This window comes from Marinicrinis sediminis (assembly GCF_042685085.1).
GTDB lineage: Bacteria > Bacillota > Bacilli > Paenibacillales > KCTC-33676 > Marinicrinis > Marinicrinis sediminis.
The window spans coordinates 30,288-48,896 of the sequence record NZ_JBHUMM010000044.1; the positions used below are offsets into that span (position 1 = coordinate 30,288).

Below are 18,609 nucleotides of genomic sequence, written 5' to 3' on the forward strand. Positions count from 1 at the left end.
GCGATATTGAACTGGAGGTGCAGACCATTGAAAGGAATTCTGAAGACAGGCTGGAGTCTGGCATGCAAGCATCCTGGGCTTGTCCTGTTAGGTTATCTTTACTCATTTGTTTGGGGGTTTTTTCTCTATAAATACTGGCATGCCATCGTGGCTTCCCTGCTGGTCCGATATCCGGGCGAATCGCTCTCTCATGTGGATACACGCCTGTTTTGGCTGGAGTTCCATTTCCAGCTGACCAAGACAGATCTGATTATGCCCTATGTATGGACTTTCTGTATCGTGCTCCTGCTGCGTATGCTAGTAACCCCTCTCATCCATGCTGGCGTTTATTACACGTTTTATCAGACCGGGCAGGTTATGCATTCGCGCGCCCACGTGCAGGCGAGAGAGAAGCGGGTATTTCTGACCGGGGTGAATCGATACGGCAAGATTTTCAGTATGTACTACCTGCTGCGCATCATTCTATCCATCGCTCCCCTCTATTTCCTGTATCCACACTGGATGCAGAAGCTGGAGGGACAGGCGGACTGGAGCAGCTATTTCCAGGAGATCGGGCTTTCGCTATCGCTCTACATCCTCTATGTACTCAGCTTGTCCGTCCTCTTCATGTATAATCAGCTTCGGCTGTTAAGCGGTATCCGTCTACTGCAGGGCGGTGTCATGCTCATTCAACTGCTTCATCGTCTGCTCCCGCTCAGCCTAATCTTGCTTACGGCCATGATCTTCATCTGGGGCGCCTCGCATTTCATTTCCTGGGTAATGGCAGGATTCATGGCGCTGATCCTCTATCAATGCTTCCATCTCGTGCGTGTACTGTTTCGGTTCTGGGAAATTGGCAGCCACTATTCCCTATGGATACAAAAAATAGAAAAATAATGAAGCGCAAGGCATGAAAACGAAGCAAAAAATAAAAAAATTGTCGTTGAAAGCAGGAGAAAAGGCTTTCAAAGCGAATACCCTTATGTCACACTAAAATTGAAGCATGCCGAATTCCCTTAATTGGGAAGCGGGGGAACCACTCCGGGTGAATTGACGACGCAGCATGTATCGTCATAGGGAACCTTCAACCGAACCCATCAGCTAACCTCGCAGGCAATGGAAGGGGTATTTGTGTTGAAAATGTCTCGTCGCATCATCCTGCTTTTATTTGTATTTATGTTTGCTTTTTCTGTTCAGGCAAGTGCAGCCTCTCCACTGGAAGAAGAAATCAACAAGTTGATTGGCATTGATTACAAATGGGGCGGCGAAGACCCGGATGGCTTCGATTGTTCCGGCTTTACGAAATATGTATTTGCCCAGTTTGGCATTGAACTGCCGCACTGGTCCAAAGGGCAGTCCTACAAAGGCAATCCGGTAGCCAAGGAAAATATGCGGGCCGGAGACCTGGTATTCTTCAATACGAGCGGACAGGGTATCTCCCATGTGGGCATCTACCTTGGAAATGATCAGTTTGCACATGCTTCCAACAGCGGTGTGATGATCAGCAGTATGAATGAAGATTACTATGCCAAGCGATATGTAAAATCCCGCCGTATTCTCGGGCTCTATTACTATGAGCGCATCGCCATAGATGTAGAGGAAAAAGACGCAAAACAAGCTGGCTGACCCAGCACCCTTTATATCTGACCTATATGCATGTATGGCATAGGCCGAAAAGCACAGTTCCCGAACTGTGCTTTTTTATTTGTATTTCCTCTCTTCTTCCATTACCCTTAGCGTAGGACACTGAAACGAACAGGGGGATGCCCAGTTGATTATTTTTATTCATCGACGTGATTTGCGAGTCCAGGATCTGGCTGCCTTCGAGTATATCGTTCGTACCAACCAGCCGAGCATTCATCTGTTTATTCTTGACCCCTTTCTACTTCGCAAAAACCGTGCAAATGAGCACAGCGGTCGCAACTTTTTGCTGCATTTGACAGCCCTCAAGCAGGCCTATGAGAAATGGAAGCATCCATTCTATATCCTGTACGGCTCACCAGCAGACATCATCGCAGAGGTTCTGGACCATACTTCAGCAGGCGAGGTCGTCGCCCATCGTGATGTCACCCCATACGGTAAGCAACGCGATCGTGAATTAAAGAAAGTGGTAGAGGGCAAGGGAGCCAGATGGACGCTCCTCCTCGATCATCTGCTCATGGACCCTGCTGATTTCCAGTCTTATGCCCATCGCACCGAACCTTATAAGGTCTTTACGCCTTTTTTCAATAAATGGAGCGCGTACATGCATACGTACACACCCGCTCCCTACACGACCCATATCCGGCACCTCCATCCCGCCTCATTCCATGTGCACGATGCTCGGCTCCACGCCTATGAGATGCCTGAAGCCCTCGAACAAACGCTCAAGCAAATGGAACCGGAAGCCGTGCGGCTGCAACCCGAAGAACGACTCACCACTTTTCTCGATGAAGCACTGCTCCATTATGAACAGAGACGAGATCGGTATGGGCATGAAGAGGCTACAAGCGGAATCAGCCGTCACCTCAATGTGGGGGCCCTTTCCATCCGCGAGGTGTATCAGCAAATGATGGAATATCCAGCGCACAGTGTTTGGCGCAGACAACTGGCATGGCGGGACTTTTACCTGTACCAGGCCATGCTGGACCCCTTTTACTTCGAGTACGAGAAGCACTATGACTTGGAGCAGCTGAGCGATCATCATTTTCAGGCATGGGCCACTGCACAGACCGGCATTCCGATTATAGATGCGGCCATGACCCAACTGAATGAAACCGGAGAAATGCCCAACCGACTGCGCATGATCACCGCCATGTTTTTCACCAAAAATCTGCTCTGTCCCTTTCCACTGGGGGAAACCTACTTCCGTTACAAGCTGGCGGACTATGACAACACCCTCAACCGCGGTGGATGGCTGTGGTCTTCTTCACTCGGCTATGATGCCTCCCCCTATTTTCGAGTGATGAATCCGGTCAGCCAGTCACAGAAATTCGATCCCGACGGTCGATATCTCCGCAAATGGCTGCCTCATCTGGCTGCGCTACCGGACCGAGATATTCATCTGCCCCAGCCACGTGCGATCGTGGACTTGAAAAACTCCCGCGCCCGAGCCATTGAAGTATATAAGGGCATCCTCAGCAAAGCAAAATCGAATCCTGAACAAGAAAACCGCTAAGGAGAGGCTGCCCAGCTCTTCTCCTTAGCGGTATGTTCACAGATATATGCACACGTGTATACGTACTTGCATGCTGCTAAATGGTCCACTGGTCATGAATAATCCCTACGAGATACCAGCTTCCCTCGTGTTTTTCAAAAGCCAGTCTGAGACTGCGCCAGTCCATTCCTTCCAGTGACGCATCCATTCCTGCGATATGGTATTCCACAAGATTGGCATTCGGATAAGCTTCGAAGGCATTATTAACGGTATTTCCCTGACCGATCCGGTGATTGTAGCCGACATCATCGGCCTCCAGAAACGGAGCGTCGTAGACAAAGGTTTTCATATACGCTTCCACCGTCAGTTCGATCGGCTCCCCGCTTCCGTCAAAAGAGCCCCACACCCGCTTCTCCTTGCTTTCCCACGCCTGCATGAGCTCTTCCGGACTGAACTGTTGATGATCCTCTACATTGACATAAGCATAGGGACTGAAGCGTATGCCCTTTTCAGGATGAACCCATTCTACCAGTTGATCGATCTGCTGATCCGCCAGAATAGGTAACACTTCGCCCGCAGCCTGCATGACTTGCTCCTCTGTACTCAGTTGTTCTTCCCCTGCATCATCAGCAGGCACCTCTTCATTCGTATTCGAATCTCCACCAATCACATTCAATGTGGAATCCTCACCAGGAAGATTGGCCGATTCATTGCCCTCATTTTCGTTCCCGCATCCTGCCAGCAGCAGGCTCAGGATCAAGCACAGCCCCAACGGGACTAGCCATTTTTTCACCTTCATGCTCTCTCTCCTTCCAGTCCTTCTCTTTCCGTGGCCTTTCTACTATATATGGATACGCGGTCTGCGGGTTGAAAGTTGCTTTTGAATTTTTTCCCAGTCGAAATTCGTTTATGCATAACAAAACCCCGCCCTTGTCAGGAGCGAGGTTCATTTCCTGTTATGAGGTCATGCGAAACACCGATTTAAACGAGTCTGACGATCTGAACCGTATCCTGCTGCTCGACACAAATGACGTGCTTCGAGCGGTCATACACCAGTTTTCCTTCCCCAATTTCAATGACGGGGTCCTCTCCCAGCGCATAAAACAAGTCATCAGCCAGTGTGCCGGCCAGTTCAGCCTGCTCTTGCTCGGTCTGTGCTTCCCAGTCTGTGCGCTCCATTTCAAAAAATGCATAAAATCCTTCCACCTGACGAATGGCATCAGCCAGTTCCTGATGAATATCTGAATATTCCCTGCCAAATTTAACGCCCAATTCAAGTTCACTCCTTCATGCTGCAGATCTATGCTTTACTTTTACCACACTGCAAGCGGCGGAGCAAGCCAATCCAGCTCTGATTGCCCCAATAAAACCGATCTCCTGGCCATTGTCATGACAAAAAGCATGCAGGAACTTTCGCCTGCACGCTCTCGTCTGAGGTCTGATTATACGCTTTGTGATAGGCCATCCTCATCCATGGTCCCATGCTTCGCTCATCGTCGTTTGTGATTCGTTTGGCTCGTGACTCCCGTCGATCAGTCAAATCATAATCAGGAAGCAGGAATTTGAATGTTCTGCCCCGGATAAATCAGGTGCGGGTTGCTGAGTTTATTGAGTGCCTGAATTTCCTGCCAGGTTACACCATGTCGGATCGCAATGCGATATAGCGTGTCACCGGCCCGTACTACATAGACCTTCGGCTGTTGAGCCGGCTTGTCATCTGGATGCTGCGGAAGGGCTAGCTCCGGCTTGCTGTCTGCCTGTGAGGCCTTTGCAGCTGTAATCCGACCTTCGACCTTGCTCTTTACTTCGCCGCGCTCCTGAATATACGTGATCAGGGCTTCATCCAAAGCCGGATACTCATTTAGAATGGGCGAAGCGGTAAACATCTCGTACTCATCTCCACCTGCGGCCAAGAAATCGTTCGTTGCCAGCACATAGCTAGCCTTCAAGTCGATCGGCTGCCCCTTGATCTTCACGTGATGCACCCGCTCACCTGCCGGTTTGCTGGCATCAATCTGATAGGTCATGCCGGCAACATGCGGGAAGGCACCCTTCGCCTCCGGATAGGCCGAAACACCGTTCTCCAGTGCTGCTATAATCTGCTCCCCGGTCACTTCCTTGGTCACGATATAGTTTCCGAAAGGCAATACGGTGATCACATCTCCCTTGGTTATCTCACCGGCTTCAATCGAAGCACGGATACCGCCTCCGTTTGTCAGGGCCACATCGGCACGGGTCATATGCAGCATCGCATCGGTAATCAGATTACCCAGATTGGTCTCTCCGGTTCTCACCTGCTCGCGCTCCCCATCCAGGATGACCTTCGTGCTTCCAACTACCTGCGACAAAACTTTTTCCTGTTCCTTCTCAATCCGCTGCAGAACCTCTACCACTTCCGGATGTTCCGCTACGTCGGTTGCTTCTTCCTTGGAGATGAGCCTGGATGCAGCATCTGTCAACTCACCTGCTTCGAAGGTCAGTTCTACCACTCCGAGGTTCTTCGTATATTCTCCACTGCTCACGATCAGGGTATCGTTCGCCCCTTCCAGACCTTCAACCAGCGTCGTGTGACTGTGACCGTCGACGATCAGATCAATGCCCGGTGCGCCTTCTGCCACTTTGATGCTGGTATCGGTACTGGACTCGTCAATCCCCAAGTGTGTAACCGCAATAATGGCATCCACATTTTGACGTTCCAGGATTTGCACCATTCCCTGTGCCTCAACGACCGGGTCCGTAAACAGGAGATGCTCTACATTTTTCGGATGGGTTTTGTAATGGGTTTCCGGTGTGCTGAGACCGAAGATACCCAGTCTCAATCCATCTATCTCTTCAATGACATACGGATTAAATACACGTTCACCCGTTGCCTTGTCTCGAACATTGGCACTATACAGCGGAAAGTTCATTTCTTTCTCCAGTTCCTTCAACCGCTCATATCCATAATTAAAATCATGATTGCCTGGCGCCATACCGTCATAGCCGATTTCATTCAGTACCTCTACAATGCTGGAACCGCGAACGAGTGTAGCAAAATTCGTTCCGTGCAGGGTGTCTCCGGCATCCAGAAGCAGCGTATGCTCATTCATATCCCGGTATTGCTCAACGAGTGTAGCCAGTTTTGCAAATCCCATGCCGTCATATTTCCCTTCGAATACTCTGGCGTGCGAATCGTTCGTATGCAAAATGGTAATGGAAGCATGCATCGGCTTCGTCTTTACTTCATAGATCGCAATCGTTCCGCTCACTTCATGCGCAGCGATCAGCAAGGCTTCCCCGGTCGGACTGTGCTCAGAAGAAACAAAGATCATCCCTTCAGGGGCTACATCCCCCGCAATGTCTTCCCCTTCGTAACGTCGAGTCGTCACATATTGTTCGAAGGCTGGCTGCGTCACATCGGTCACATCATACACCATGATGCCGCCCGTGCGTTCCAGTCCGACAAACGCATACGATGAACCATCCAGCTCTCCAACTGCAATGGCCTCCGGCTCCGGTCCTTTGTCATCACTGCGCTTGTCTGCTTCATTCTCATCGTTATCTGAATTGAAGTAGTCTGGGATGATCGCAGCGGTCCGTTTTTCAAAGTCGTTGCCGCTATCATACACCTGGGACATGTCCTTCGTGTTCCAGATCGAGAAAGATCTAGCTCCATAACCATAAATGGCTTCATATTTTCCCTCTGCGTTAACCGGCGCGGAAGTCGTCACCTTCAAGCGTCCAAGCTGTGCCGGGTCCGTCAAACCGCCTGCTTCCACCCAGGCATCCAGTTCCTCCTGCGAAAAGCCAGCGAATCGCGCTTCATTCAGCATCACCTGATCGGCGATATCTGCCACGCGCGCTTCCTCTGAAAAACCGTGATAATCCATGGCATCCCCTTCGTTGGCTGTCAGCAAATAGGTCTCCCCATCTTGCTCAAGCAGGGCCAGGGTATCGGGCTGATACATGCTTAGTACCGGATAAGGTGTAATGTGGATGCGATCATCCTTGTCTGAAGCATCCATGCCGTTTGCTTCCATGGACATGTCCTTGTAACCGAGGTTATGTACAGACTCGATCTTCAAGGTCTCCAGGTTTACGATCGCAATCGCATTATTTTCCTGCAACCCGACATACGCTTTCTGATCGTTGCCGTCAATGCGTACATATTCCGGCTCCACATCCTCCGCGAGCGTGGCATCCGGATTCACTTTTCGAACCTGATCCAATCCCTTGATATTTCCTTGGAAATATAGGGTGGTCACATCTTCCTGTGTAACTGTATCCAATCCGTTATCTATGGAAATGATCGAGACTGACCCTTTCGGATTGAGCGTCAAATCATCGCTGGGCTCACCTTCATTGGCTACGACCACCTGCTTGCCATCCGAAGTAATCGTCACCATATCCGGCAGCGATCCGACCTCCACATGACCAGCATACTTGCCGTCCATATGAAAGAAGACGACATAACCTGCGTCTGTTTTCGGTTCAGCGGGCACAGAAACGGCGACATAATCGCCTTGCGGGCTGACGGCTACGCTGGTCATATCACTGACTTGTGCAAGCTGTTCATCAAGATCTGCGAGTTTGATTTGTTTGGTGAGCGAAAGGCTTGTAAAGGCATCTCCACCTTCAAGCTGGGACAAATCCAGGATTTCCAACGCCTTCTCTGCTCCGTTAATGGAAAATAGTTGAGCGGTCTTCGCGTCATACGCCACAATCTCCGTTCCGCCCTCATCCACCTCTGCACCACTGCTGTACTGTGCAATGTACTGAATGGACAGACCTGGTGATCCTGATGCCTGTGCAAGTCCCTGCTCCGCTGCACCTGCCGTACCTACAAGTACAGATTGTGCCAGCAACAGACTACCGATGATACCCGTAAGGATTTTTTTCATCATTTGCTCCTATTCCTCCATTCTATCACTCTCATACTCTATCCCAGCCTACGTCATGCGTATTAAGAGATTGTTAGCCACAGTTTAAGCATTTGTAAATGAATGAAAATAGGTCTTTTGTATTTACCCAATTTGGTTCGACAGAAGGAGCGCAGCAGGAAGGATTTTGACCCCTCTTGTCGAATCACTACCTATGCGGATTATGCAGACTGAAGGAGTGTATGTATGGAAAAGTCGTCCATTATCGGTATTGGTCTTGCCGTCATATCAATTGGTTTGGGGATGGTGTTGAAAGGAGCCGGTGTCGGCGTTCTCTTAAACTATGCCGCTCTGCTGATAATTTTCGGAGGGACTGCCGCCTCGTTGTTTGTCGCCTTTCCGATGTCAGATATGAAGAAAATGCCCCAGTTGTTCAAGCTAATCTTTGTAGAGCGAAAGCTGCTCTCCAAAAAAGAACTGATTCAGATTTTTGTCGAATGGGCATCCATTACGAGAAGAGAAGGATTATTGGCGCTGGAAGGGAAAATCGAGGAAATTGATGATGATTTTCTCCGCAGCGGGATGCGGATGATTATTGATGGAAATGATCACGACTTTGTTCGTGACGTATTGATGGAAGATATTTCAGCCATGGAAGATCGGCATCGCATCGGGTCTTCCATTTTTCAGCAAGCAGGTACATACGCCCCTACACTCGGGGTGCTAGGGGCCGTTGTCGGTCTGATCGCAGCGCTGGGGAACTTGTCCGATATTGACAAGCTCGGTCATTCGATTGCTGCGGCCTTCGTTGCGACCCTGTTCGGTATTTTCTCCGGGTATGTCTTGTGGCATCCGATGTCGAACAAGCTGAAGCGCCTGTCGAAGCAGGAGGTTGATATCAAGCTCATGATGGTAGAAGGCTTGCTGTCGATCCAGTCCGGTGTTTCCACCATTGCAATCAGCCAGAAACTGTCTGTGTTCCTGACACCTGAAGAACGCAAACAGGCAGATGAGGACCCGAAAGGGGAGGGACTAAATGAAGAAGCGCAAGGAGCATCATGAAGAGCATATCGATGAGACGTGGCTGATTCCCTATGCCGATTTGCTGACCCTGCTACTTGCCCTTTTTATTGTATTATTTGCCTCCAGTCAGATTGATCAGAAAAAATTCGATGAACTTAAGCGATCCATGAATTCAGCATTCAATGGAGGCGCCAGCTTCTTCGATTCTACCAGTGCCGTTCAGATCAGCGATCTAGGGGTAGATAGCGACCCCGGCGATTCAGAAGCCGAATACGAAGAACCGCCTGGCCAGGCCGGACAAAACAACAACAATAATCCGGATACGGCTCAGGCACCGGATTCAGCCGAGCAGGAACGTATAAAGGAAGAAGAAGCCCGCAAGGCGCTCATGGAGAAAGAGCAGCAGGAACTGGAAACGCTGAAAAAACAATTGGATCAATACATTGCCCAAAACGGCCTCACGAGCCAGCTTGGCACAAAGCTCAACCAGTCCTCCCTGATGATTACGATTCGTGACAATGCCGTGTTCCCGTCCGGCAGCGCATCCGTCAAATCAGAAGCAGAAAAGGTCGCCAAGGCGATCGGCCAGATGCTGGAGGGCTACCCGGAATACAAAGTGCTGGTAGCAGGCCATACGGACAACGTGCCGATCAGTACCGAGGAATTTCCGTCCAACTGGGATCTAAGCTCCAAGCGAGCCCTGAACTTTATGAAGATTATTCTCGGGAATACCAGTCTCGATCCGAAGAACTTTAGTCCGATCGGCTATGGAGAGTATCATCCCATCGCGGACAACTCAACCAACGCGGGCAGACAACAAAACCGCCGCGTAGAAGTCTCCATCTTGAGAAACTTCACGGATGAGAAGATTGAAGTATCGACAGTCAATTAAATCGCAGCAAGTCCAAACAGAGTGAGTCGAAAATCTATCGACTCACTTTTTTATTTGATGCATTTTATTGCTGATCGCGCTTGCTGGAAGCCTACGATATGAAACTCAAAAAGCTCGCGGTGCAGATAGATGAGTGATATGTACTGGATATACATGCGTAGAGGGTACAAGCGACATTACCCCTCATGCCATTCAGAAGAGTTCGAATGGATTGACTTATCTATTTATGATCTCTGACACATACCTGGGGTCTTCTTATATTCTGTGTCGGGATGATCAACCATCGAAGATTCTTCTTCGCTCTGAATTTACTCCCTGATCAAACATCTGGGATATCATGAAGAAAAAATAAAGAGTGACCGCGATCATTCCGTTCTCAACTGGCCGTAACCGCTTATAAAATGGTATTGTGGAATACAAAGGATGATAACGACAGTTAACCAAGGAGGCAAATATGGATAATAGGATAGACGATCTACAACGAAGTGAAGAGGAATTAAAGGGTCTCTATACGAACTTGCGGTTCCGCTATCAGGAATACCAGAACCAAGAGTTAAAGCTAGACATGTCCAGAGGGAAGCCGTGTCCTGAACAGCTGGAGCTTTCCAAGGAACTGCTGACCATCCTGGACGCCAAGGAACCGATTCAAGCCAGAGACGGCACGGATTGTCTCAATTATGGAGGTCTTGACGGCCTTCCTGAAGCGAAAGAATTATTCGCTGAAGTGCTGAGCGTGAGTCCGCAGGAAGTTATCATCGGCGGAAATGCGAGCCTGAACATGATGCACGATACGATTACGAACGCGATGCTGTTCGGTCTGCCGGGCAGCGAGCTACCGTGGGGACGACTCCCCAAAGTCAAGTTTTTGTGCCCTAGTCCCGGATACGACAGGCATTTCGCCATTTGTGAACTGCTCGGGATTGAAATGATCATCGTAGATCTCACACCGGAAGGACCAGATATGGATCAAGTGGAACGTTTGATAGCTGAAGATGATCAGATCAAAGGGATCTGGTGCGTCCCAAAATACAGCAACCCGGAAGGTATCACCTATTCCGACCGTACGGTAGACCGGCTTGCGACCATGCGTACGAAAGCCAAGGACTTCCGAATTTTCTGGGATGACGCCTACACGGTTCATCATTTAACGGATCAGCCGGATGAGCTCAAGAATATCTTGGCTACTTGTAAGGAAGCCGGACATCCGGATCGTGTGTTTATGTATACCTCTACCTCTAAGGTGACTTTTCCCGGATCTGGGATCGGGGTGATGGCGGCCAGCGAAGACAATTTGACATTCATTCGCAAAAAGCTTTCCATACAAACTATAGGCCCCGATAAGGTGAATCAGTTGCGGCATGTCCGTTTTTTGAAAAATGCAGCTCAAATGAAACAGCATATGGAGAAGCATGCGGCTATTATTAAACCCAAGTTCGATGTCGTGCTGCAAAAATTGGAAGCAGCATTAGGCGACATGAACATTGCTACGTGGAGCAAGCCGAACGGCGGGTATTTCATCAGCCTCAACACCTTAGACGGCTGTGCCCGAGAAGTAGTGGCTATGGCTAAGCAAGCCGGTGTAACACTGACGCACGCAGGGGCTACATTCCCGTACGGACAAGATCCCCGGGACCGCAATATCCGAATTGCGCCCACCTACCCTTCCCTGGAAGAGTTGGAGAAAGCCATTGAAGTCCTGTGTATCTGCGTTCAGTTGGTAAGCTTGGATAAGCGCTTATCGGAACCGCCACGGTGACCCTAGCACGTAGCTGAACGGCAGCAGAAGAACCTTAACCATTACCTTGAAGGAGAGTTCGCTATGACAATCGATACGGATGTTCGAATTGGTTTTATCGGAACCGGCGTGATGGGACGGGGGATGGCAGCCAATCTGATCAAGGCCGGGTACAAGCTAACGGTGTATACCCGAACGAGTGCAAAGGCCCAGGAATTGCTGGACATGGGAGCCGAGTGGAGCCATTCCCCGGCTGAGCTTGCCAAGCAGGTGGATGTCCTCATTACCATCATTGGCTATCCCAAGGATGTAGAAGAAGTGTATCTGGGCGAGCAGGGAATTCTTCAGCATGCCCGGAAGGGAACTTACGTCATGGATATGACCACCTCCAGTCCGATTTTGGCGGAAAGAATCTATGCCGAAGCCAGGAAGAAGGGAATTCACGCGCTGGATGCGCCGGTATCCGGCGGAGATATTGGCGCGAGGGAAGCCCGGCTGTCCATCATGGTGGGTGGGGACGAGGATGCCTTCCATGCGGTACGACCACTCTTGCAAGCTATGGGCACGAACATCGTGCACCAAGGAGGTGCTGGAGCCGGTCAGCATACGAAGATGAGTAACCAGATTGCCATCGCCTCCAATATGATGGGCGTCTGTGAAGCCTTGGCGTATGCGAAGCGGGCGGGACTTGATCCGATGAACGTTCTGAAGAGCATCGAATCCGGCGCTGCCGGCAGCTGGTCACTCAGTCAATTAGGCCCTCGGATGATCCAAGGCGATTTCTCACCTGGCTTTTATGTGAAGCATTTTATCAAGGATATGAAGATTGCACTGGAATCCGCCCAAGCGCTGAAGATTAAGACCCCTGGCTTGGCCCTGGCCGAGTCATTGTATGAGCTATTGGCAGAATCAGGAGATGCAGACAGCGGCACACAGGCGCTGTTCAAGTTGATCGATGATCCGGCATTTGCCGCTATGATGGAGGAGAAGAACGTACACGCTAAATCGGAATCGTAAGCAATTGAAAGAACGCCCCTTATTCGATTGATACAAGCATGCATGCGGAGAAATAGAAGATCAATCATCAGAATATGAAATGGCATCTAGGATAAATACGAAAAGAAGGTGACAGAGCGATTAGGCTCCTGCCACCTTCTTTTGTTATCCCAAGCTATTCCTCACCCATCAAAATTCTCGCATATGGAGAGTTGATCGGCAGCATGATAATTGGATCGCCGTTGAGGGTCGTGCCATAGCTCTCCAGTGTCCGGTACAGACTGTAGAACTCAGGGTCCTTGCCATAGGACTGGTTGTAGATTTTGGCCGCTTCCTGCTCACCTTCGGAAATAATTTGCTTGGAATCGGCCTGGGCCTGTGCAATAATTTCCTTGGCTTGACGGTCGGCATTGGAGGTGATTTTACGGGATTCCTCATCCCCTTCAGAGAGATAACGAGCCGCAATCGCTTTCCGGTCAGAGATCATCCGGTTGTATACACTCTGTTTGTTCGTTTCTGGCAGATCGGTACGTTTGATTCGAACATCTGTAATCTCGATACCGTATCCGTCACGCTCCAGAATGGTGGCGACTTCTTTTGTCACTTCAACGTTGAGATTTCCGCGTGCCGTATCTTCACTGATGATGTTGCCGTATTCAATCTCCGACAGCTTTCTGCGAACGGTATTATACACCGCATCTCCGATTCGGCCTTCCGCACTTTCAACCGTCTGCAGCGTTTGCAGAAATTTCTGTGGGTCGCGAATACGCCAGATCGTATAGTTGTCTACGATAATCGGCTTCTTGTCCTTGGTCAAAATGCTAGTCGGCTCGCTGTCGTATATTTTTTGATATTTCGGCAGAGCACTGACGGACTGAATAAACGGAATTTTAAACTGAATGCCTGGTGTATCCCGAATATCCTGAACTTCACCGAACTGCAAGACGACCTTGATCTCGCCTTCTTTCACAATGAAGACCGAGGAAAAGAACAGGATCAAGACGATAACGGCTCCGATGAGGACCCCAATCCAGCTTTTCTTCATTGTGCGTCACTTCCTTTCTTCGGTGCTTTCAGGAAATCGTTGAGCGGCAAATAGTTAACCGTGCTGTCGCTCTGATCCGTTACAATAATCTGGGCATTCGGCATGATCTTCTCCAGCGTCTCCAGAATGAGACGACGCTGCGTAACCCCAGGATTATTGGCATATTCGGTATAAATGGCGTTAAACTTCGCTACGTCCCCTTGTGCATTCAGTACACGGGATTTTTTCTCTGCCTCCGCATTCTCGATGAGTGCCTGTGCTTCCCCGCGTGCTTTTGGCAGCTTGTCATTCTTGTAATTTTGGGCATTGTTTATCTTCGTGTTCTTCTCTTCACGGGCATTGGTTACTTCCTTAAATGCCTGCTGAACTTCACCTTCTGGCGGCTCGATATCCTGGAATTTCAGGTCGATAATCTGAATGCCGGTTTCATAACGGGTTTGCAGATCTTCCAGCTTCTGTTTTACCTCCGTCTGAATGACGGTCTTTCCATCTGTGATCGCAAAATCGAGCTTGGACGACCCAATAACGGAACGGATGGAGGCGCTGGCGGAATTGCGAAGAAACTGCTCCGGGTCTTCAATATTGTACAGGTAATGCTCCAGATTGTTTACTTTCCACTCGACGACGGCATCCGCGGAAACGATGTTCTCATCCCCTGTAATCATGAGCGCTTCCTCTTCCACCACTTCAATCTGTCCATTGTAGTCACGGTATCCGATATACGTTTTCTGTGTCCGATTCGCCGGTACAATTACAACATCTTGAATCGGATAGGGAAGCTTGAAGTGCAATCCGGCGTCAGAGGTGCCGGAAAATTGTCCGAATGTCAGGATGGCTGCTTTCTCATGCTCCTCTACGGTATAGAACATGGTCGTTCCAAACGCTAACAGCACCACGATAATCAAGCCGATGATCACTTTCTTGATCAGCCCTTTCGGCAGCTTCGGCATTTCAAAATTTTGATTTCGGTTTTGGGAACCGAATTGATCCTGATCCATGTTTGATCCCCTTTCTGTCATTAAACTACCTTACTTATACGTTGTATTCTCCATCTGGTTTCAACTGTTTGGGAGAAGCCCCGGAGAGGGGACGTTAACGCTTGCCCTTACCCGGGATATGTACGCTGCCCCCGTGCATATTATGCCTCTGCAGGGCAGCATTCAGCAGAAAAAGCGAACCATAAACAGGGTCCGCTTTTGATCTGCTTTCGGTATGAGCATTCGATTACATTTGATGGACGCCGTGTCCGAGCGCGCCTTCCGCAGATTCCATGACGATCTCACCGAGCGTTGGATGCGCATGGATCGTCAAGGAAACATCCTCAAGTGTCATCGCGGTTTCTACGGCAAGACCCAGCTCCGCAATCAGGTTGGACGCTTCCGGTCCAACGACCTGTCCACCCAGGACCACGCCTGTTTTCTTGTCCGCAATGATCTTCACAAACCCTTCAGCCGAGTTCATCGCTAATGCGCGACCATTGGCAGCAAAATTGAACTTGCCGATCTCGACTTCAATTCCCTGAGCCTTGGCTTCAGATTGGGTAATGCCGACACTGGACATTTCCGGATCGGAGAATACAACAGCAGGAATCGCCTTGTAATCGATCACACTATTTTGACCGGCCAATACTTCTGCCGCGATCTTGCCTTCATAAGAAGCTTTATGCGCAAGCGCAAAGCCCTCTACGATGTCCCCGATCGCATAGATGTTCTTGACACTGGTGCGGCACTGCTTGTCGATCTCGATCAATCCGCGATCGGTCATCTTCAAGCCGATGCCTTCCAGCCCGATTTCGTCTGTATTTGGACGACGACCTACCGTAACGAGTACGTATTCAGCCGTCACTTTCTTCTCTTCCCCTTTTACCGTGAAGGAGACTTCCATACCTTCGTCTGTTTCCGTATACCCCTGGGCCATCGCCTCGGTATGCACGTCCACTTCCAGCTTCTTCAGGTTTTTGGACACATAACGCGTCATATCCTTCTCAAAGCCTGGGAGAACCGCATCGGAACCTTCCAAAATCGTCACCTTCGTTCCAAACTTGGCATAGGTTTGACCCAGCTCAATGCCGATATATCCGCCGCCGATGACAACCATGCTCTTTGGAATTTCCTGCAACACAAGCGCGCCTGTTGAGGAAATGATCTTCTCACCATACGGGAAGGCTTTCAGCTCAATCGGGCGTGAACCGGTCGCAATAATGCAGTGATTGAACTTGAACCGCTGGCTGTCATCCTCATTGCTGACGCTAACGGTATTCTCATCTATAAAATAGGCTTCGCCTTGCACGACCTGAACCTTGTTCCCTTTCAGCAAGGAACTGACACCGCCAGTCAACTTGTTGACGACACCCTGCTTCCATTCCTGAACCTTGGCGAAATCAACTTTCACACCTTCCACAGTCATGCCCATCTCTTCGGAATGGACAATGTTCTCGTAACGATGTGCAGCAGAGATCAATGCCTTGGAAGGAATACAGCCTACGTTCAGACATACGCCGCCTACTGTTCCCTTGTCAATAATTACGACTGATTTACCGAGCTGGGCTGCACGAATCGCAGCGACATATCCGCCTGGACCGGCTCCAACAACGACAACATCTACTTCTGTTGAAAAATCTCCTACTACCATGATTCCTTACACCTCCATGACAAGCATTTCTGGGTCTTCAAGCAACTTCTTGATATAGTTCATGGCATATTGAGCGGTCGCACCATCAATCAGACGATGGTCAAAGCTCAAGGACAGGTTCATCACTTGACCGATAACGATCTCGCCATCTTTGACAACTGGTTTCTCCGAAATACGGCCTGTACCCAGGATTGCAACTTCCGGATGATTGATAACCGGAGTGAAGAACATGCCGCCTGCAGAACCAATATTGGTAATGCTGATCGTGCTGCCTCTCATTTCATTAGGAGCCAGCTTGCCTTCACGGCCACGCGTCGCCAGATCACGGATGGAATCTGCGATGTTCCAGATATTTCTGCGGTCTGCATGCTCAATAACTGGCACAATCAAACCATTGTCTGTATCTGTAGCAATTCCGATATTGTAATATTTCTTGTATACGATCTCGCTCTTCTCATCATCGATGGAAGCATTGAGCGCCGGGTATTCACGCACAGCCGCTACTAGCGCCTTCACGATGAAAGGCAGATACGTAATTTTGACACCCTTTTGCTCTGCAACCGGCTTTGCTTTCTTGCGAAGCTCTACCAGTTTGGTCACGTCTACTTCGTCCATGATGGTAACATGCGGAGCTGTGTAGACGGATTTGGTCATCGCGCCTGCAATCGCCTTGCGAATGCCTTTCAGCGCTACGCGTTCTTCCGGACGATCTCCTTGTGGAACAGCCGGAGCAGACGGCGCTTTGCCCGAGGCTGCTTCCTGTTTCTCTTCTGTTGCTGCAGGAGCATCACCATTTGCGAAGGAGAGCACGTCTTCCCTGGTGATTTTTCCGCTTTTGCCTGTACCCTGAACTTGACGGATATCCACGCCTTTGTCGCGAGCGAGCTTTCTGACACTCGGTGTTGCCAGTACTTCACGCGGATCAATATCCGCTGCATTTCCCGCAGCTGCAGGAGCAGCGGCTGGCTCTTCTTTCTTCTCTTCTTCTTTGGCTTTCTCAGGGGCCGCAGAGGCTGCTTCAGGTTCTGCAGCTGCTTCGCCGCCGCCTTCTACTTCGCCTTCTACTTCAAACAGTGCCACGATATCTCCCACCGTGCAGACCGTTCCCTCTTCCACCTTCACTTCTTTTACCGTTCCTGTAACCGGAGCAGGCACTTCCACGACAGCCTTGTCGTTTTGCACCTCCATAATGATGTCATCTTCTTCGATCTTGTCTCCAGCCTTGATGTTCCATTTGACGATTTCGCCTTCCGTCAACCCTTCACCCAGCTCTGGAAACTTGTATTGGAAAATTCCCACCTTGTTTGTCCTCCTTTGCGCTCTTATCCCGAATTAAAAGTCCAAGACTTCCTGAATGCCCTTGATTACTCTTGCAGGATCTGGCAACCACTGTTTCTCAACCTCTCCAAATCCGATCACCGTATCCGGCGGCGTGACGCGAAGAACTGGCGCTTCCAGATGAAGAATGGCTTTCTCATTGATTTGGGCGATGATTTCCGCCGCCGCACCCGCTGACTTCTGTGCTTCCTGAACGACAATCGCGCGGTTGGTTTTCTTAATGGACGCTACAATGGTTTCAATATCAAGTGGAACAAGGCTTCTAAGGTCGATAACTTCTACCTTTACGCCTTGGGATTGTTCGATTTCCTCTGCTGCCTTCTGTGCCGTGTGTACCATCGCACCGTACGCAATCACGGTCACATCAGAACCTTCCTTCACAACATTGGCTTTGCCGATTGGAACGGTATATTCCCCTTCAGGCACTTCGCCACGGAAGGAACGATACAGCTTCAGGTGCTCCATGAAGAAGACAGGATCATTATCGCGAATGGCCGAAATCAGAAGGCCTTTCGCATCATATGGATTGGACGGGATTACCACTTTGATTCCCGGTGTTTGCATCATTAGTCCTTCCAGACTGTCTGAATGCAGCTCTGGTGCATGCACACCGCCGCCAAATGGGGTCCGGAATACAATCGGGCTGTTATAACGTCCGCCGGAACGGTAACGCATACGGGAAGCTTGCGCACAGATCGAGTCCATGGCTTCAAAAATGAATCCGATGAACTGAATTTCCGCGATCGGACGGAATCCGGTCACGCCAAGACCGATCGCCAAACCACCGATTCCCGACTCGGCCAACGGGGTGTCGAATACGCGATCTTCACCGAATTGCTTCTGCAATCCTTCCGTTGCACGGAATACACCGCCGACATTTCCAACGTCCTCACCGAAGAGAAGCACTTTTTCATCGCGCTCCAACTCTACACGCATTGCGTCATTTATCGCTTGAATCATTGTCATTTGTGCCAT

Annotated in this window: 15 protein-coding genes and 1 riboswitch; of the genes, 7 read left to right on the forward strand and 8 right to left on the reverse strand. The window is 49.9% G+C overall.

Annotated features, from left to right (window positions below):
• The first annotated feature begins 27 nt into the window (after positions 1-27).
• The 3 genes from ACFSUC_RS17945 to ACFSUC_RS17955 all read left to right on the forward strand — a co-directional run bounded on the left by ACFSUC_RS17945 (position 28) and on the right by ACFSUC_RS17955 (position 3,136).
• Positions 28-876 (forward strand): hypothetical protein, encoded by an 849-nt coding sequence (locus tag ACFSUC_RS17945; protein ID WP_379931022.1) that lies wholly within the window; start codon positions 28-30, stop codon positions 874-876.
• A 97-nt stretch (positions 877-973) separates the two neighbouring features.
• Positions 974-1,110, forward strand: a riboswitch (cyclic di-AMP (ydaO/yuaA leader).
• Between the two features lie 9 nt (positions 1,111-1,119).
• Positions 1,120-1,605: a C40 family peptidase gene (locus ACFSUC_RS17950; RefSeq protein WP_379931115.1), complete on the forward strand. Its 486-nt coding sequence runs from the start codon at positions 1,120-1,122 to the stop codon at positions 1,603-1,605.
• A gap of 145 nt (positions 1,606-1,750) precedes the next feature.
• Positions 1,751-3,136, forward strand: a complete 1,386-nt coding sequence (locus tag ACFSUC_RS17955; protein WP_379931023.1) for a cryptochrome/photolyase family protein — start codon at positions 1,751-1,753, stop codon at positions 3,134-3,136.
• 76 nt (positions 3,137-3,212) lie between these two features.
• Here the strand turns inward: ACFSUC_RS17955 and ACFSUC_RS17960 are convergent, their stop codons facing one another.
• The 3 genes from ACFSUC_RS17960 to ACFSUC_RS17970 all read right to left on the reverse strand — a co-directional run bounded on the left by ACFSUC_RS17960 (position 3,213) and on the right by ACFSUC_RS17970 (position 7,998).
• Entirely contained in the window at positions 3,213-3,914 is a 702-nt protein-coding gene (locus ACFSUC_RS17960; protein ID WP_379931024.1) for a hypothetical protein, read from the reverse strand.
• A gap of 182 nt (positions 3,915-4,096) precedes the next feature.
• Positions 4,097-4,387 (reverse strand): hypothetical protein, encoded by a 291-nt coding sequence (locus ACFSUC_RS17965; protein ID WP_379931025.1) that lies wholly within the window; start codon positions 4,385-4,387, stop codon positions 4,097-4,099.
• Positions 4,388-4,662: 275 nt separating this feature from the next.
• The gene (locus ACFSUC_RS17970) at positions 4,663-7,998 is read right to left on the reverse strand and encodes a choice-of-anchor I family protein (protein ID WP_379931026.1); all 3,336 of its coding nucleotides are present in this window, start codon (positions 7,996-7,998) and stop codon (positions 4,663-4,665) included.
• Between the two features lie 222 nt (positions 7,999-8,220).
• On the opposite strand from ACFSUC_RS17970, the gene motA reads away from it, so the two are divergent.
• The 4 genes from motA (at position 8,221) to ACFSUC_RS17990 (ending at position 12,641) form a co-directional block, all read left to right on the forward strand.
• Positions 8,221-9,036, forward strand: coding sequence for a flagellar motor stator protein MotA (gene motA / locus ACFSUC_RS17975; protein WP_379931027.1), 816 nt, complete (start codon positions 8,221-8,223; stop codon positions 9,034-9,036).
• Positions 9,011-9,889, forward strand: a complete 879-nt coding sequence (locus ACFSUC_RS17980) for a flagellar motor protein MotB (RefSeq protein ID WP_379931028.1) — start codon at positions 9,011-9,013, stop codon at positions 9,887-9,889. The genes motA and ACFSUC_RS17980 overlap by 26 nt, the downstream gene beginning before the upstream one ends.
• A gap of 454 nt (positions 9,890-10,343) precedes the next feature.
• The gene (locus tag ACFSUC_RS17985; RefSeq protein ID WP_379931029.1) at positions 10,344-11,645 is read left to right on the forward strand and encodes an aminotransferase class I/II-fold pyridoxal phosphate-dependent enzyme; all 1,302 of its coding nucleotides are present in this window, start codon (positions 10,344-10,346) and stop codon (positions 11,643-11,645) included.
• A 63-nt stretch (positions 11,646-11,708) separates the two neighbouring features.
• Positions 11,709-12,641: an NAD(P)-dependent oxidoreductase gene (locus ACFSUC_RS17990; RefSeq protein WP_379931030.1), complete on the forward strand. Its 933-nt coding sequence runs from the start codon at positions 11,709-11,711 to the stop codon at positions 12,639-12,641.
• A 154-nt stretch (positions 12,642-12,795) separates the two neighbouring features.
• Here ACFSUC_RS17990 and hflC read toward each other — a convergent pair whose 3' ends face one another.
• The 5 genes from hflC to ACFSUC_RS18015 all read right to left on the reverse strand — a co-directional run bounded on the left by hflC (position 12,796) and on the right by ACFSUC_RS18015 (position 18,609).
• A complete protein-coding gene (gene hflC / locus ACFSUC_RS17995; protein WP_379931031.1) occupies positions 12,796-13,665 on the reverse strand; it encodes a protease modulator HflC in 870 nt (289 codons plus the stop codon).
• Positions 13,662-14,663, reverse strand: coding sequence for an FtsH protease activity modulator HflK (hflK, locus tag ACFSUC_RS18000; protein ID WP_379931032.1), 1,002 nt, complete (start codon positions 14,661-14,663; stop codon positions 13,662-13,664). Before hflK ends, hflC begins: the two co-directional genes overlap by 4 nt.
• A 226-nt stretch (positions 14,664-14,889) precedes the next feature.
• Entirely contained in the window at positions 14,890-16,296 is a 1,407-nt protein-coding gene (gene lpdA / locus ACFSUC_RS18005; protein ID WP_379931033.1) for a dihydrolipoyl dehydrogenase, read from the reverse strand.
• Between the two features lie 6 nt (positions 16,297-16,302).
• The gene (locus tag ACFSUC_RS18010) at positions 16,303-17,595 is read right to left on the reverse strand and encodes a dihydrolipoamide acetyltransferase family protein (protein ID WP_379931034.1); all 1,293 of its coding nucleotides are present in this window, start codon (positions 17,593-17,595) and stop codon (positions 16,303-16,305) included.
• A gap of 33 nt (positions 17,596-17,628) precedes the next feature.
• Entirely contained in the window at positions 17,629-18,609 is a 981-nt protein-coding gene (locus ACFSUC_RS18015; RefSeq protein WP_379931035.1) for an alpha-ketoacid dehydrogenase subunit beta, read from the reverse strand.

Bases quoted from the DNA above. Each gene is read 5' to 3' on its own strand.
- ACFSUC_RS18015 (WP_379931035.1), bottom strand. From the start codon at position 18,609: ATGGCACAAATGACAATGATTCAAGCGATAAATGACGCAATGCGTGTA.
- ACFSUC_RS17970 (WP_379931026.1), bottom strand. From the start codon at position 7,998: ATGATGAAAAAAATCCTTACGGGTATCATCGGTAGTCTGTTGCTGGCA.
- ACFSUC_RS17950 (WP_379931115.1), top strand. From the start codon at position 1,120: ATGTCTCGTCGCATCATCCTGCTTTTATTTGTATTTATGTTTGCTTTT.
- hflC (WP_379931031.1), bottom strand. From the start codon at position 13,665: ATGAAGAAAAGCTGGATTGGGGTCCTCATCGGAGCCGTTATCGTCTTG.
- ACFSUC_RS17985 (WP_379931029.1), top strand. From the start codon at position 10,344: ATGGATAATAGGATAGACGATCTACAACGAAGTGAAGAGGAATTAAAG.
- ACFSUC_RS17990 (WP_379931030.1), top strand. From the start codon at position 11,709: ATGACAATCGATACGGATGTTCGAATTGGTTTTATCGGAACCGGCGTG.
- ACFSUC_RS17980 (WP_379931028.1), top strand. From the start codon at position 9,011: ATGAAGAAGCGCAAGGAGCATCATGAAGAGCATATCGATGAGACGTGG.
- ACFSUC_RS17960 (WP_379931024.1), bottom strand. From the start codon at position 3,914: ATGAAGGTGAAAAAATGGCTAGTCCCGTTGGGGCTGTGCTTGATCCTG.
- hflK (WP_379931032.1), bottom strand. From the start codon at position 14,663: ATGGATCAGGATCAATTCGGTTCCCAAAACCGAAATCAAAATTTTGAA.
- motA (WP_379931027.1), top strand. From the start codon at position 8,221: ATGGAAAAGTCGTCCATTATCGGTATTGGTCTTGCCGTCATATCAATT.
- lpdA (WP_379931033.1), bottom strand. From the start codon at position 16,296: ATGGTAGTAGGAGATTTTTCAACAGAAGTAGATGTTGTCGTTGTTGGA.